The 14,621-nt window shown below is 68.1% G+C and carries 10 protein-coding genes and 1 riboswitch; of the genes, 7 read left to right on the top strand and 3 right to left on the bottom strand.

Going from position 1 to position 14,621, the window contains the following annotated elements; translation table 11 throughout:
* Positions 1-25: 25 nt before the first annotated feature.
* The 5 genes from ACT86A_RS10880 to ACT86A_RS10900 all read left to right on the top strand — a co-directional run bounded on the left by ACT86A_RS10880 (position 26) and on the right by ACT86A_RS10900 (position 7,226).
* Positions 26-2,392 (top strand): bifunctional salicylyl-CoA 5-hydroxylase/oxidoreductase, encoded by a 2,367-nt coding sequence (locus tag ACT86A_RS10880; protein ID WP_445091934.1) that lies wholly within the window; start codon positions 26-28, stop codon positions 2,390-2,392.
* A complete protein-coding gene (locus tag ACT86A_RS10885) occupies positions 2,389-3,540 on the top strand; it encodes an acyl-CoA dehydrogenase family protein (protein WP_445091935.1) in 1,152 nt (383 codons plus the stop codon). Before ACT86A_RS10880 ends, ACT86A_RS10885 begins: the two co-directional genes overlap by 4 nt.
* Entirely contained in the window at positions 3,537-4,364 is an 828-nt protein-coding gene (locus tag ACT86A_RS10890) for an enoyl-CoA hydratase family protein (protein ID WP_445091936.1), read from the top strand. Before ACT86A_RS10885 ends, ACT86A_RS10890 begins: the two co-directional genes overlap by 4 nt.
* Positions 4,361-5,521: an acyl-CoA dehydrogenase family protein gene (locus ACT86A_RS10895; protein WP_445091937.1), complete on the top strand. Its 1,161-nt coding sequence runs from the start codon at positions 4,361-4,363 to the stop codon at positions 5,519-5,521. Before ACT86A_RS10890 ends, ACT86A_RS10895 begins: the two co-directional genes overlap by 4 nt.
* Before the next feature lie 352 nt (positions 5,522-5,873).
* Complete coding sequence (locus ACT86A_RS10900; RefSeq protein ID WP_445091938.1) at positions 5,874-7,226, top strand: cytochrome P450; 1,353 nt, start codon at positions 5,874-5,876, stop codon at positions 7,224-7,226.
* Positions 7,227-7,429: 203 nt separating this feature from the next.
* On the opposite strand, the gene ACT86A_RS10905 is transcribed toward ACT86A_RS10900, so the two are convergent.
* Both ACT86A_RS10905 and cobN read right to left on the bottom strand, forming a co-directional pair.
* Positions 7,430-7,954, bottom strand: a complete 525-nt coding sequence (locus tag ACT86A_RS10905; RefSeq protein WP_445091939.1) for a DUF8020 domain-containing protein — start codon at positions 7,952-7,954, stop codon at positions 7,430-7,432.
* 174 nt (positions 7,955-8,128) lie between these two features.
* Positions 8,129-11,704 (bottom strand): cobaltochelatase subunit CobN, encoded by a 3,576-nt coding sequence (cobN, locus tag ACT86A_RS10910; protein WP_445091940.1) that lies wholly within the window; start codon positions 11,702-11,704, stop codon positions 8,129-8,131.
* Between the two features lie 34 nt (positions 11,705-11,738).
* Positions 11,739-11,867: riboswitch (cobalamin riboswitch) on the bottom strand.
* A gap of 32 nt (positions 11,868-11,899) precedes the next feature.
* Here cobN and ACT86A_RS10915 point away from each other — a divergent pair.
* The gene (locus ACT86A_RS10915) at positions 11,900-13,141 is read left to right on the top strand and encodes a ferredoxin-like domain-containing protein (RefSeq protein ID WP_445091941.1); all 1,242 of its coding nucleotides are present in this window, start codon (positions 11,900-11,902) and stop codon (positions 13,139-13,141) included.
* Between the two features lie 46 nt (positions 13,142-13,187).
* Here ACT86A_RS10915 and ddaH read toward each other — a convergent pair whose 3' ends face one another.
* A complete protein-coding gene (ddaH, locus tag ACT86A_RS10920) occupies positions 13,188-14,033 on the bottom strand; it encodes a dimethylargininase (protein ID WP_445091942.1) in 846 nt (281 codons plus the stop codon).
* Positions 14,034-14,181: 148 nt separating this feature from the next.
* On the opposite strand from ddaH, the gene ACT86A_RS10925 reads away from it, so the two are divergent.
* Positions 14,182-14,619, top strand: coding sequence for an Lrp/AsnC family transcriptional regulator (locus ACT86A_RS10925; protein WP_445091943.1), 438 nt, complete (start codon positions 14,182-14,184; stop codon positions 14,617-14,619).
* The last annotated feature ends 2 nt before the right edge of the window (positions 14,620-14,621 follow it).

A 14,621-nucleotide genomic window follows, 5' to 3' on the forward strand; every position in this document is an offset into this window, starting at 1 on the left:
TTATCGGATCGGCCAGGAGGCGAGTATGCGTATTGCAGTCATCGGTGGAGGCCCCGGTGGCCTGTATTTCTCGGCTCTGGCCAAGCAACTGGGGCCGGATCATGAGATCACGGTGTGGGAGCGGAACGCCGCGGATGACACGTTCGGGTTCGGAGTGGTGTTCTCCGATGAGACGCTGGGTGGCATCGAGCATGCGGATCCGCTGATCTACCAGCGGATGGAGCAGGAGTTCGCCCGCTGGGACGACATCGATGTGCATTTCCGGGATGAGGTGATCACCAGCGGGGGCCATGGCTTCGCGGCGATGAGCCGCAAGCGGTTGCTGGAGATTCTGCAGCAACGGTGTGCGGAGCTGGGTGTAACAGTACATTTCCAGACCGTGGCGCCGGATGTGGAGACGTTGGCGGCCACGCATGATCTGGTGGTGGCTTCCGATGGCCTGAATTCGGTGGTCCGCAATAAGTACCCCGAGTCGTTCGGGCCGAGTCTGGACCAGCGGGCGAGCAAGTACATGTGGTTGGGCACCGACAAGGTGTTCGACGCGTTCAAGTTCTACATCCGCGAAACCCCGTTCGGGGTGATGCAGGTGCATGGGTATCCGTTCGATGCCCACGGCAGCACGTTCATCGTGGAGATGACCGAGCAGGTATGGCGGGCGGCGGGGTTCGACGTGTTCGCCGCGGGGGAGTTCGCGCCCGGGGAGTCGGATGAGAAGTCCATCGAGCGGGTCAAGGAGTTGTTCGCCGATGTGCTCGATGGCCACGAGGTGATGGCCAACAACTCCCGGTGGATCAACTTCACCACGGTGCGTAACCAGAACTGGCGCCACGGCAACGTGGTCCTGCTGGGTGATGCCGCGCACACCGCGCACTTCTCGATCGGTTCGGGCACCAAACTGGCGATGGAAGACGCCTTGTCGTTGGCTGCGTGCCTGCACGAACACCCCACCGTGGACGCCGCGCTGGCCGAGTACGCGACCGAACGCAAGGCGGTGGTGCTGTCCACCCAGCGCGCGGCGCAAGCCAGCCTGGAATGGTTCGAGAACCTGAGCCAGTACACCGAGCAGGACCCGCAGCAGTTCGCGTTCAACATCATGACCCGCAGCCGGCGCGTCACCTACGAAAACCTGCAACTGCGTGACCCGGAGTTCGTCGCCCGGATCAACTCCTGGTTCGCCGCCCAGCACCCCGACCACCGACCCGACACTCCCCCGATGTTCCAGCCCTTCCGGCTCGGCCCGGTGGAACTGATCAACCGGATCATGGTCTCCCCCATGGACACCTACCGCGCCACCGACGGCGTGCCGAACGACTTCCACCTTGTGCATCTCGGTGGTAAGGCCCTCGGCGGCGCCGGCCTGGTCATGACCGAAATGGTCTGCGTCAGCGAGATCGGCCGGATCACCCCCGGTTGCGCCGGGATCTGGACCGACGAGCAAACCGCCGCGTGGCGACGGCTCACCGACTTCGTGCACGACCAGACACCCGCGAAAGTCGGCATCCAGATCGGCCACTCCGGCCGCAAAGGCTCAACCCGGCTGATGTGGGAAGGTATCGACCAGCCGCTGTCCGACGGCAACTGGGAGGTCGTAGCGCCCTCACCACTGCCGTACAAGCCGGGTGTCAACCAGATCCCGCGGGAACTGAGCACCGACGACCTCGCCGAGATCACTCAGCAATTCGTCGACGCGGCCCGCCGAGCCGTCGAAGCAGGGTTCGACCTGATCGAACTGCACTGCGCCCACGGCTACCTGCTGTCGTCGTTCATCTCCCCGATCACCAACCACCGCACCGACCAGTACGGCGGCGACCTGACCGCGCGGCTGCGCTTCCCGCTGGAAATCTTCGACGCCATCCGCGCCGCCGTCTCGGACCGGATCGCGGTCACCGTCAGGATCTCGGCCACCGACTGGGTCGACGGTGGAATCACCGCCGACGACGCTGTCACCGTCGCCGCCGCCTTCCAGGACGCGGGGGCCGCCGCCATCCACGTCTCCACCGGACAGGTCACGCCCGACGAGCAGCCCGCGTTCGGCCGCTCCTACCAAACACCCTTCGCCGACAAGATCCGCCACGCACTCGACATCCCCACCATCGCCGTTGGTGTCATCTCCTCCTACGACGACGCCAACTCCATCCTCCTCGCCGGCCGCGCCGACCTCTGCGCCCTCGGCCGCGTGCACCTCTACAACCCCAACTGGACCCTGCATGCCGCCGCCGAGCAGGACTACCAAGGCCCCGGCATCCAATGGCCCGACCCCTGGAAGGCGGGCCGGCGTAAACCCCAGACCGGCCGCACCGACGGCCCCAAGCCCCGGCTCCAACTGATCCGCGAAGGCAGCACCACTACCCGGCACAACCGCTGGCGCCCCACCGAAGGATCGGCCCGATGACCACTCGCACCCCTGCTGAGCAGGAATATGTACGCCAGGTTCACGATCTGGCCGTCACCCACCTGCTCCCCCTGGTCGACAAGAGCGTCGAGGGCCGGGTGAATCGGCCACTGCTCGCCGCTATGGGCGAGCTCGGGCTCCTACGCGGCCTGTTCGGCGGGTCGCCCGACGAGCCACCCCGCGATGCCGCGGCCATGCAGCTGTGTCTGCTCCGCGAGACCATCGCGGGGGTATCCGCCGAGGCCGAGACCGCACTCGCCCTGCAGGGGCTGGGAAGTTACCCGATTCTCCAGTCCGGCACGCCCGCGACGGTCGAGCGCTGGATTCCCGGCGTGGTCCGCGGCGAGACGGTAGCCGCGTTCGCGCTGACCGAACCGGAGGCCGGTTCCGACGCCGCCGCCCTCGGCCTGCGGGCCGAACGCGACGGCGACGGCTGGCTTTTGCACGGCGAGAAGATCTGGATCTCCAACGCTCCCGAGGCCGACGTCTACACCGTTTTCGCCCGCACCACCGCGGGTGCGGGCGCGCGTGGGGTCACCGCATTCGCGGTCGCCGGGGACGCCGACGGGCTGTCCGGCGAACACTTGGACCTCTTGTCGCCGCATCCGATCGGGCGGCTTCGCTTCGAGGGTGTGCGTGTCGGTCCGGGTGACGTGCTCGGCGAGCTCGATGCCGGCTTCAAGGTAGCGATGCGCACCCTGGACCTGTTCCGCCCCAGTGTCGGCGCCTTCGCGGTCGGCATGGCGCAGTCCGCGATCGACGCCACCCTCGACCATGTGTCCACGCGTCAGGCCTACGGCGGTCCGCTCGCCGCACAGCAGTCCGTCGCCCACAAGCTGGCGGATCTGGCCACCCAACTGGAGGCCGCGCGACTGCTCGTCTACACCGCGGCCCGCACGTACGATGGCGGGGCATCGCGCGGTGAGATCACCCGATCCGCTGCCATGGCCAAACTGTTCGCGACCGAGGCCGCGCAGACGATCGTGGACCAGTGCGTGCAGTTGCACGGTGCCCGCGCCCTCGAGCGCGGCCACCTGCTCGAGCACCTGTACCGCGACGTCCGCGCCCCTCGTATCTACGAAGGCGCCTCGGAAGTACAGCGCACGATCATCGCCCGCGAGCTGTTCAAAGAGAGGAACCTCCCGTGACCCGTTTCAGGGCTTCGGTCCCGCTGACCACAAAGTGGGAGCATTTCGACTTCACGGTCGACGGTCCGGTCGCCACCGTGACCCTCAACCGCCCGGAAAAGCTCAATCCGCTCACCTTCGAGTCCTATGCCGACCTGCGCGACCTGCTTGCCGAATTGCCGCACCACCAGGGCGTGAAGGTGCTGGTGATCCAGGGCGAGGGCCGCGGGTTCTGCGGTGGCGGGGATGTCAACGAGATCATCGGTGAGCTGCTCGAGATGAAGGCCGGTGAACTCATGCAGTTCACCAAGATGACCGGTGACGTCATCCGCGCGATGCGCGAGTGCCCAATCCCGATCATCGTCAAGATCCAGGGCATCGCTGCCGGCGCCGGCTCGGTGATCGCTCTCGCCGCGGATTTCCGCATCGTCGGACGATCCGGACGCTTCGCGTTCCTCTTCACCAAGGTCGGACTATCCGGCGGTGACATGGGCGCGGCGTATCTGCTCCCCCGGGTCGTCGGTCTCGGACGGGCCACCTCGCTGCTGATGCTCGGCGACACGATCGACGCCGAGACCGCGGACCGCTACGGCCTGGTCTCGCAATTGGTCGACGACGAGCAGCTCGACGACGCCGTCGCCGCGCTCGCCGGCCGGATCGCCACGGGCCCCAGCCTCGCGCTGGCCCAGACGAAGTCCCTGCTGACTCGCGAGTTGGACATGTCGTTGTCGTCGTCGATGGAACTCGACGCGATGACCCAGGCCCTGCTCATGACCACCGACGACCACGCCGAATTCCACGCCGCATTCAACGCCGGGCGCCCGCCCGCATGGAAAGGACAATGATGACGTCCCTGGACTTCCTCGACATCGACAGCCTGTACTCCGACGAGGAGCGCGCCATCGGCGAGACCGTGCGCGACTACGCACGCGCTGAACTCGCACCCTACGTCGCCGACTGGTACGACCAAGGCAGCATCCCCACCGACATCGCCCCCGGCCTCGGCAAACTCGGCCTGCTCGGCATGCACCTCGAGGGCTACGGATGCGCCGGCACGACTGCCACCGCCTACGGCATCGCCTGCCGCGAACTCGAAGCCGTCGACTCCGGGCTCCGCAGCCTCGTCTCGGTACAGGGCTCGCTGGCCATGTTCGCCATCCACCGCTGGGGCACCGAAGAACACCGCCAGGAATGGCTCCCCCGCATGGCCGCCGGCGAGGCCATCGGCTGCTTCGGCCTCACCGAAGCCGACGCCGGTAGCGACCCCGGCTCCATGCGCACCACCGCCAAGCGCGATGGCAACGACTGGATCCTCAACGGATCGAAGATGTGGATCACCAACGGCACCATCGCCCAGGTCGCCGTCGTCTGGGCCCAAACCGACGAAGGAATCCGCGGTTTCGCCGTTCCCACCGACACCCCCGGCTTCGCCGCTCACGAGATCAAGCGCAAGCTCTCCCTGCGCGCTTCGCTCACCGCGGAACTCACCTTCGACAACCTCCGCCTGCCCGCCTCCGCCGTCTTCCCCGAGGTCCGTGGCCTCAAAGGCCCGCTGTCGTGCCTCAACGAGGCCCGCTACGGCATCCTCTGGGGCGCTGTCGGCGCGGCACGCTCCTGCCTCGACGAAGCCCTGAACTACACCCTCGCCCGCACCCAATTCGGCAAACCGCTGGCCGCTTTCCAGCTCACTCAGCGCAAGCTCGCCGACATGTCCATCGCCCTCACCAACGCCGCACTCACCGCCACCCAGCTCGGCCGCCTCAAGGACAGCCACCGCATCACCCCCGAGCAGGTCAGCCACGGCAAGCTCGCCAACGTCCGCACCGCGCTCGACATCGCCCGCACCGCCCGCGGCATGCTCGGCGCAGCCGGCATCACCCTCGATCACACCATCATGCGACACATGAACAACCTCGAGACCGTCGCCACCTACGAGGGCACCGAAGAAATGCACGCACTCAGCATCGGCCGCGCACTCACCGGTATCGCTGCCTTCCGCTGACCAACGAAGCTGTCACAGCGAAGCATCCGCTGCCCCTTGGCCCAGCAGAATCCGGCGCCGGGCCAGGGGTCAGCGAAGGTGATCACGGCCACCCGACCGCTGGGCTTCGCCGCTATGCGTGTCCGGTGGTGGCCTCGGAAGCTGCCCATCCAGGCGGGTTGCGTGTGATCCCCAGCGCAGCGGCGGGCAGACCGATCCAGCTCACGTCGCCGCCCGACTATGCACGGGATTCGGCACTGTCGACGGTCGCGTCGGCGCCGCACAAAGCTATCTGCGGTTTCAGCAGCGCTTTCTCGGGTACCTGACCGGGGGTCGGCATTGTGCCGACTCGAGCGCGCCGGGAGGAGGCCGGATGGTAGACAGCCGCGAACACCGACTGGTGGGAGTGCCCGCGGTGGCAGCATTGGCGGATCTCGGATTCGCCTCGGTGGCATCCGGGGTGATCGCGAGACGCCGACCGGTGCTGGGCCTTTTGGAACGCACCGGGGCCGATTCCCGTGCGATCGAGCGCGTCCGGCAGCTGCGCCGTGAATTCGGGTCCGGTCCGGTCGAACTGGTGGTGCCGGGACGGCGGATCGTGGTGATTCTCGACCCGGGTGACGTCGCCAGGGTGCTGGCCGACGCGCCGACCCCCTTCCACCCCGCCAATCGGGAGAAACGCGCCGCCATGCGGCAGTTCCAGCCACACGGCGTCCTGCTGTCGGACGGCCCGATCCGCGCGCAGCGCCGAGCGTTGAACGAGGCCGCGCTCGACAGTGGCGAGTCACTGCATCGTCTCGCCGCGCCCTTCGCCGCGGCGATCGCCGACGAGGCGCAGGAGCTGATCGTGTCGGCACTGCACCGCGGGCACATGGACGCGCGGCAGTTCACCACGCAGTGGTGGCGACTGGTCCGGCGGATCGTGCTCGGCGAACGAGGCCGCGACGATACCGTACTCACCGACGAACTCGCCCGGCTACGGTCGGCGGGCAACTGGTCGTTCCTCGCCCCGGCCCATCGCAGGCAGCGTGACCAGTTCACCAACCGCCTCTACCGGCACGTGGAATCCGCTGCACCCGACAGTCTCGCCGGTGCGCTGGCCGCGGTACCCGCGGGCGGCGCCGTCGACCCGGTCGGACAGATTCCGCACTGGCTGTTCGCCTTCGACGCCGCGGGTATCGCGCTCAGCCGCGTGCTGGCGGTGCTCAGCACCCATCCACAGCATCATGCCCGCGCGATCGACGACGCCGCCGATCCCGAACGTGTCGAGGTCCGCGGTTACCTGCGCGCCTGCGTCCTGGAGTCGGTGCGGCTGTGGCCGACCACGCCGATGCTGCTGCGCGACATCACGGCCGACACGCAGTGGCGTGACGGCGATGAACGATTCACCATCGCGGCGGGGGCAGCGCTGATGATCGCAGTACCGGCCTTCCACCGGGACGCCGAACTGCTGCCGTTCGCCGACACATTCGTCCCGGAGATCTGGCTCGACGGCCGAGCGGAGCAGTACCCGCAACTCGTGCCGTTCAGCGCGGGCCCGGCGGACTGCCCGGGCCGCAACCTGGTTCTCTTCGTCACCAGCACGCTGCTCGCGCATCTGCTGACCGCGGCGGACTTTCGGCTGCGGTCCACCCCGCGGCCCCACCCGGACGCGCCGATGCCGGTGACCTTGAACAACTTCGGCCTCGACTTCGCCGTCGAGCCGTGCATGACACAGACCGGCTAGCGCTAGCCCCGTCCCTGAGCGGATGCCGGTCATCGATCCCGGGATTCTGGAGGCGCCCGTGGCGGCCGAGTCTCGTTCGCTGCACCGCAGCAGGTCCGCGGTGGGCAGGGAAACACTGGGACCATTCGCGCGCGACACGCGATCGGCCGCGCTCAACACCAGGCCGAGCGCGGCCGATCCCCAACGTCTCGTTCAGCCGCGCACTAGCGACTCGCACCCGCAGCAGCGCCGATGAGTCCGCCGACCACGCAGCCGGGGAAGACCCCGACGAGCAAGAAGATGAGGCCGATCGCCGCCCCTATGGCGCAGCCGAGCGCCACACCTCCCAACGTGGCCTGCGGGTCACCGATGAACCGCGGCGCACCCGGCTCCGGAATCGCGGCTCCGACCGGCGTCAATGTCAAGGTCGTAGCGGCCGCATCGATCTCCGGGAACACCTGGACGTGCTGGCCGAGCACACTCTGGACGGTAGTCGGCACCTGCGCGACCACCTCACCGTCCGGCGCGAGCACCGAGATTCCGTCCGGCGTCAGGGCGAACTCTCCGGAAGTGAGCGTGACCGTCGCACTCGACCGGTCCGGCGCGACCGTCGCGGTGTAGGCGGCACCGCGGTCGACGCCACTGATCGCGGGGCCGGAGACCTCCGCCTGGCCGTACGCGGTAGCCGCCGTGACGCCGGTGGCGGCAATGGTCAGCAGCGTGGTCGCAACCACTTTTCTGAGCTTCATGAGCCATCCCATCCTCAGCAGATTCGAACTGTCGTTACGTGGGTACAGCCGTGAAATCCTACCAATCATAGGCATTCTGCATGATTATTTCACAAACGCCGCAGATGCCCGAAATGTCTTGCAAGGTCGAGTATTTCGTTGTTCGTGCGACCAGTTCGCGGCGGACGAGGCCCGCTACTCCAGTTCGCCTTCGGTCTCGAGGTAGACCTGGCGCAACCGGTTGAGCGTTTCCGGTTCGGGATGCTCCCAGAGTTTCCGTTCGGCGGCCTCCAGCAGCCGCTCGGCAATGCCGTGCAGCGCCCAGGGGTTCGACTGCTCCATGAACTTACGGTTCACGTCGTCGAAAACATAACTTTCCGTGAGTTTCTCGTACATCCAGTCCGCCACGACGTTGGTGGTGGCGTCGTAGCCGAACAAATAGTCGACGGTCGCCGCCATCTCGAACGCGCCCTTGTAGCCGTGCCTGCGCATGGCCTCCAGCCACCGCGGGTTCACCACGCGGGCTCGGAACACCCGCGCGGTCTCCTCCGACAGTGTCCGAGTGCGCACCGCGTCGGGCCGGGAACTGTCGCCGATGTAGGCCTGCGGGTTCTTGCCGGTCAGGGCGCGGACGGTGGCGACCATACCGCCGTGGAACTGGAAATAGTCGTCCGAATCGGCGATGTCGTGCTCACGGGTGTCGGTGTTCTTCGCGGCCACCGCGATTCGACGGTACGCACCGCGCATGTCCGCCGCGGCGGGCACGCCGTCCAGATCGCGGCCGTAGGCGTAGCCGCCCCAGGTGGTGTACACCTCGGCGAGATCGTCGTCGGAACGCCAGCTCTTCGAATCGATCAGCTCCAGTAGACCCGCACCGTAGGTGCCCGGTTTGGAGCCGAAGATCCGGGTGGTGGCGCGCCGTTGGTCGCCGTGTTCGGACAGATCCGCGTCGGCGTGCGCGCGCACGTAGTTCGATTCGCGCGGCTCGTCCAAGCCGGCGACGAGGCGGACCGCGTCGTCCAGCAAGGCCAATACGTGTGGGAAGGCGTCGCGGAAGAAGCCGCTGATGCGGATGGTGACATCGACGCGGGGGCGGCCCAGTTCCGCGAGCGAGATCACCTCGAGCGTGCTGACCCGACGGCTCGCCTCGTCCCAGACCGGCCGGACACCCAGCAGGGCAAGGACTTCGGCGATGTCGTCGCCCGAGGTGCGCATGGCGGAAGTGCCCCAGACCGAGAGACCGACCGACCGGGGGTATTCACCATGGTCGGCCCGATACCGGTCCAGCAGCGATTCCGCCATGGCCTGGCCGGTCTCCCAAGCCAGCCGCGACGGTACGGCCTTGGGGTCGACCGAATAGAAGTTGCGCCCGGTCGGCAAGACGTTGATCAAGCCGCGAAGCGGCGAACCGCTCGGGCCCGCGGGGATGAACCCACCGTCGAGCGCGTGCAGCACCCGCTCCAGCTCCAGGCCGGTCTGCCGTAGCCGCGGCACCACCTCGGTCGCCGCGAACCGCAGTACCCGGCGGACTTCGGGATCGGCGGTGATGCCGTCGACCGCTTCCGGCGACCATTGCGCCGTCTGCAATGCCGCGACGAGTGCGCGGGCGCTGTCTTCCACAGCGTCGACGCGCTCGCGCGCCTCATTGCCGGCCTCGTCGAGGCCGAGTGCTTCGCGCAGGCCCGGTATGGTGCGTTCACCGCCCCACAGCTGGCGCGCACGCAGCATGGCCAGCACCAGGTCGAGTTCCCCCTCGCCCGCAGGGGCCTGGCCGAGCACGTGCAAGCCGTCGCGGATCTGGACGTCCTTGATCTCGCACAGCCAACCGTCGACGTGCAACAGCATGTCGTCGAAGGATTCCTCGTCCGGGCGCTCGGTGAGGCCGAGGTCGTGGTCCATCTCGGCGGCCCGCATCAGCGTCCAGATCTGCTGGCGGATGGCGGGGAGCTTGGCCGGGTCGAGTGCGGAGATATTGGCGTGCTCATCGAGCAACTGCTCCAGCCGCGCGATGTCGCCGTAGCTTTCGGCGCGGGCCATCGGCGGGATCAAGTGATCGACGAGGGTGGCGTGCGCACGCCGCTTGGCCTGGGTGCCCTCACCCGGGTCGTTCACCAGGAACGGATAGATCAGCGGTAGGTCGCCCAGCGCCGCATCGGTGCCGCAGGATGCCGACATGCCCAGCGTCTTGCCCGGCAGCCACTCCAGGTTTCCGTGCTTTCCCAGATGCACCATCGCGTCGGCAGCGAACCCCTCGGGGGCGCTGAGCCACCGATAGGCGGCCAGATAGTGGTGGCTGGGCGGCAGGTCGGGATCGTGGTAGATCGCGACCGGGTTCGCGCCGAAACCGCGCGGCGGCTGCACCATGAGCACTACATTGCCGAAACGCAGTGCGGCGATGACGATCTCCCCGTCCGGGTCGGACGAGCGGTCGACGTAGAGTTCGCCGGGCGGTGGACCCCATGCCTCGACGACGGCGTCGCGCAGGTCGCCGGGCAGGGAGTCGAACCAGGCGGCGTACGTCGTGGCGCCGATGCGGATCGGGTTGCCCGCCAGCTGCTCGGAGGTCAACCAGTCCGGATCTTGGCCGCCTGCGGCGATCAAGGCGTGGATGAGGGCGTCGCCGTCGCGCTCTGCCAGGCCCGGGACCTCGCCGGGTGCACCGAGATCGTAGCCGGCGGCGTGCATTTCGGTGAGCAAGCGAATCGCGCTGGCCGGGGTGTCCAGACCGACAGCGTTGCCGATACGGGCGTGCTTGGTCGGGTAGGCCGACAGCATGATCGCGACGCGCTTGCGCGCGGCCGGGATGTGGCGCAGCCGCGCGTAGCGGGTCGCGATACCTGCGACGCGGGCTGCCCGCTCGGCGTCCGGGACATACGTGGACAGCCCGTCGGCGTCGAATTCCTTGAACGAGAAGGGGACCGAGATGATCCGGCCGTCGAACTCCGGCACCGCGACCTGGGTCGCGACGTCCAGCGGCGACAGGCCGTTGTCATCGGCCTCCCACTGAGCACGGCCGGTGGTCAGGCACAGGCCCTGCACGATGGGCACGTCCAGGTCGGCGAGCGCGCCGACGTCCCACGCCTCGTCCGCGCCGCCTGCGGAGGCGGTGGCCGGTTTGGTGCCACCCGCGGCAAGCACAGTCACCACCAGTGCGTCGGACCGGCGCAGGGTCGCCAGGAGCTCGGGTTCGGCGCTGCGCAGCGACGCGCAGAACACCGGCAGCGCCCGTGCGCCCGCCTGTTCGATCGCGGTGCACAGGGCCTCGATGTAGGCGGTGTTGCCCGCGAGATGCTGTGCGCGGTAGTAGATCACCGCGACGGTCGGGCCGTCGCCCGGCGGCGCGGCGACCCGGTCCCATTCACCCCAGGCCGGCAGCTGGACCGGCGGCTCGAAGCCGTGCCCGGTGAGCAGCACGGTGTCGGACAGGAAGTTGTGCAGCTGGCGCAGGTTTTCCGGGCCGCCGGCGGCGAGGTAGTTGTGCGCGTCGGCCGCGACGCCGCCGGGCACGGTGGAGCATTCCATCAGCTCGGCATCCGGAGCGAGCTCGCCACCGAGTGCGACCAGGGGGACGCCGCTGGCACGCAGCGCCGCCAGCCCGTCCTCCCACGCCCGCTTACCGCCGAGAATGCGCACGATCACCAGATCGGCGCCGTCCAGTAGCTGGGGTAGATCATCGACCAGCAGGCGGGCCGGATTGCCCCACCGGTAGTCGGCGCCGCTGGCGCGGGCACTCAGCAGATCGGTGTCGGACGTGGACAACAGCACAATCACGGTGGCAGCCTTCCTCGGGTGACGCGCCCATCGGGGGGTTCGCTGCTCGTCGGCGAGGGTCTGGCTTTTCTACAGTGGCGCGACCGCACCGGATTTCCACCGGTTTCCTCGTCGTCCGCCGAGCACGCCGATGCTACCCGCCACCCAGGTCCGGCTCGAGGGTGCCGTGCCTGCGGTCCGTAGGCTGGACTCGCTATGACACGAGGTGTTCCTGATTCCTGTCCGGGTGTGCTGCGGCTGCACGAGGCTGCCGACGGGCCGCTGGCGCGGATCCGGGTGCCCGGTGGGCGACTCGACCCCGCCCAGGTGCAGGAGCTGGCGGAGGCGGCCCGCGACCTTGCGGACGGGCACATCGAATTCACTTCTCGCGGCAATGTCCAACTGCGGCAGGTCCGCGACGCGCAGCGGTTGACCCAACGACTGGCCGCGGCGGGCCTCTTGCCCAGCCACACTCATGAGCGGGTGCGCAATATCATCGCCTCGCCGCTGTCCGGACGAATCGGCGGCCGATCGGACGTGCGGGCACTGGTGTCCGCGCTGGACGCCGGGCTGCTCGCCGCGCCTCGGCTCGCCGACTTGCCCGGCCGGGTGCTGTTCACCCTCGATGACGGTCGCGGCGACGTCAGCGGACTCGGCGCCGATATCGGTGTGCACGCCGTCGGCGCGGACGAGTTCGCGTTGCTGCTGACGAGCCGCGACACCGGCGTCCGGCTCCCCGCCGCCGACGCGGTCGATGTCATGCTCGCCGCAGCCCACGCCTTTCTGGCGCTACGCGGCGACGACCCGGGCCGCTGGCGGTTGCACGACATCGAACACGGCGCCGATCGCGTAGTCGATATCCTCGGGCTCGCACCCGTCGCCGATCGACTCGAAATGCCTGTGGCGCACAGCCTTCCGATCGGCTGGCTGGAGCAGGACGACGGGTTGGTCAGCCTCGGCGCCGGTGTGCGCCTCGGACGCCTGCCCGCCCGCACCGCCGAGTTCCTGGCCGCCGTCGAGCGACCGATCTTCGTCACGCCGTGGCGCGGCCTGGTGGTGCCGGACCTGGCGGAGTGGGCCGCCGAACAGGTTGTGCGAGCGCTGGCCCCGATGGGTTTGATCTTCGACGCCGACTCGCCATGGCTGCTGGTCAGCGCCTGTGCCGGGCAGCCCGGTTGCGCGAAATCGCATACCGATGTGCGGGCCGATGTGTCCGACGCGGTCGACACGGGTCGGGTACTGCCTGCGACCCTCGGGGTCGGCACGGGAGGCCCGAAATCCGCGTCGGCAGAGCCGGAGAACTCTGCGCACCACCCGGCCCCGGAACCGCCGATGGCTGCCACCGATATCTCGGTGGCCGGGCGTCAGCATTGGTCCGGTTGCGACCGCCGCTGCGGCCGCCCGCGAGGCGAGGTCATCGATATCGTCGCGACCGATCAGGGCTATCGCATCGAGTGACCAGCGGCGGGTGATCGCGTCGGCACCGCGGAACCGGGCGGCCGGGTTACCCTCCGTGGATCTCGAGGGTGCAGCATTTCACGGCTCCGCCCGCCTTGATCAGTTCGGACATCTCGATCCCCACCGGGTGGTAGCCGCGGGCACGCAGGACATCGCTCAGCTCGGTCGCGTGGCGGCTGAGGAAAACGTTGATCCCGTCGCAGACGCCGTTCAATCCGAGTACCGCCGCGTCCGCGTCGGTGGCTACGACGGCCCCGGGGTAGAGCTCGGTGAGAATCGCGCGAGCGGCCGGGCTGAAGGCGGGCGGGTAGTAGGCGATGGTGCCGCCGTCCAGCGGAAGCAACACCGTATCCAGGTGATAGAAGCGCGGATCGACCAATTCCAACGACACCACAGGCAGACCGAAGTGGCGCGATACCTCCGCATGCGCCGCGCGCGAACTGCGGAAACCCATACCCGCCAAGAGCCGATCACCGACCAGCAGGAAATCACCTTCACCTTCGTTCAGTTCCGCGGCGGCGACCAGATTCGGCAGCCCGGCCCGGGCGAACCATCGGTGGTAGGCCGGGCCTTCGGCGGCGCGTTCCGGATGCGTGAAGCGGGCCGACATCGCCCGGTCACCGACGATCAAACCGCTGTTGGCGGCGAACACCATGTCGGGCAGGCCCGGGATGCCCGGCACCACCTCGACCGTGTGCCCGTATTCCTGATAGGTAGCGCGCAGCGTCTCCCACTGTTCGATCGCGAGGTCGCGGTCGACGGACTCGGCAGGATTCATCCAGGGGTTGATCGAATAGGTGACCTCGAAGAAATCGGGTCGGCACATGACGAACCGGCGCGGCGACGAACGGCGGGCGGCGGTCTCGACCTGGCGGGTGGCTACAGAGGTCAACGAAACTCCCGGAGGTCAGCACGGACTTCAGCTGATACGACAGTAAGTCGACTACTATTGCGTCGGAAACAACGATTCATTGCGTATTTCAACCGGAAATCGATCGTTCATTGCATGATCGATATTGCACGAGAGCCAGGAGTGCGCCGTGGACGACCTCGATCGGCGGATTCTCGAACAACTGCTGAAATACGCGCGGGCCTCGTTCCAGGAGATCGGCAACGCGGTCGGGCTGTCCGCGCCCGCGGTGAAACGGCGGGTCGACCGGTTGGTCGCGAACAAGCAGATCACCGGGTTCACCGCGCTGGTCAATCCGGCCGCGCTGGGCTGGCGGACCGAGGCGTACGTCGAGGTCTACTACCGCGACAACATCTCCCCTGCCGAATTGAAACGCAGTCTGGAACCGATCCCGCAGGTGGTCGGCGTCTGGACCATCGCGGGCGAGGCCGACGCGCTGGTCCACGTGATGGCCACCGACATGGCCGAGATCGAGGTGACTGTGGAGCGGATCCGGGAGAACGCGCGCGTCGGGCGCACTCGGAGTTCGATCGTCATGTCCCGGATCCTGGAGCGTCCGCGAACCTGAGC

It is taken from the genome of Nocardia glycosmidis, assembly GCF_052545115.1.

What these genes read in the sequence shown, in the direction of transcription:
- ACT86A_RS10880 (WP_445091934.1), top strand. Translation starts at nt 26, where the DNA reads ATGCGTATTGCAGTCATCGGTGGAGGCCCCGGTGGCCTGTATTTCTCG.
- ACT86A_RS10885 (WP_445091935.1), top strand. Translation starts at nt 2,389, where the DNA reads ATGACCACTCGCACCCCTGCTGAGCAGGAATATGTACGCCAGGTTCAC.
- ACT86A_RS10895 (WP_445091937.1), top strand. Translation starts at nt 4,361, where the DNA reads ATGATGACGTCCCTGGACTTCCTCGACATCGACAGCCTGTACTCCGAC.
- ACT86A_RS10900 (WP_445091938.1), top strand. Translation starts at nt 5,874, where the DNA reads ATGGTAGACAGCCGCGAACACCGACTGGTGGGAGTGCCCGCGGTGGCA.
- ACT86A_RS10905 (WP_445091939.1), bottom strand. Translation starts at nt 7,954, where the DNA reads ATGAAGCTCAGAAAAGTGGTTGCGACCACGCTGCTGACCATTGCCGCC.
- ACT86A_RS10915 (WP_445091941.1), top strand. Translation starts at nt 11,900, where the DNA reads ATGACACGAGGTGTTCCTGATTCCTGTCCGGGTGTGCTGCGGCTGCAC.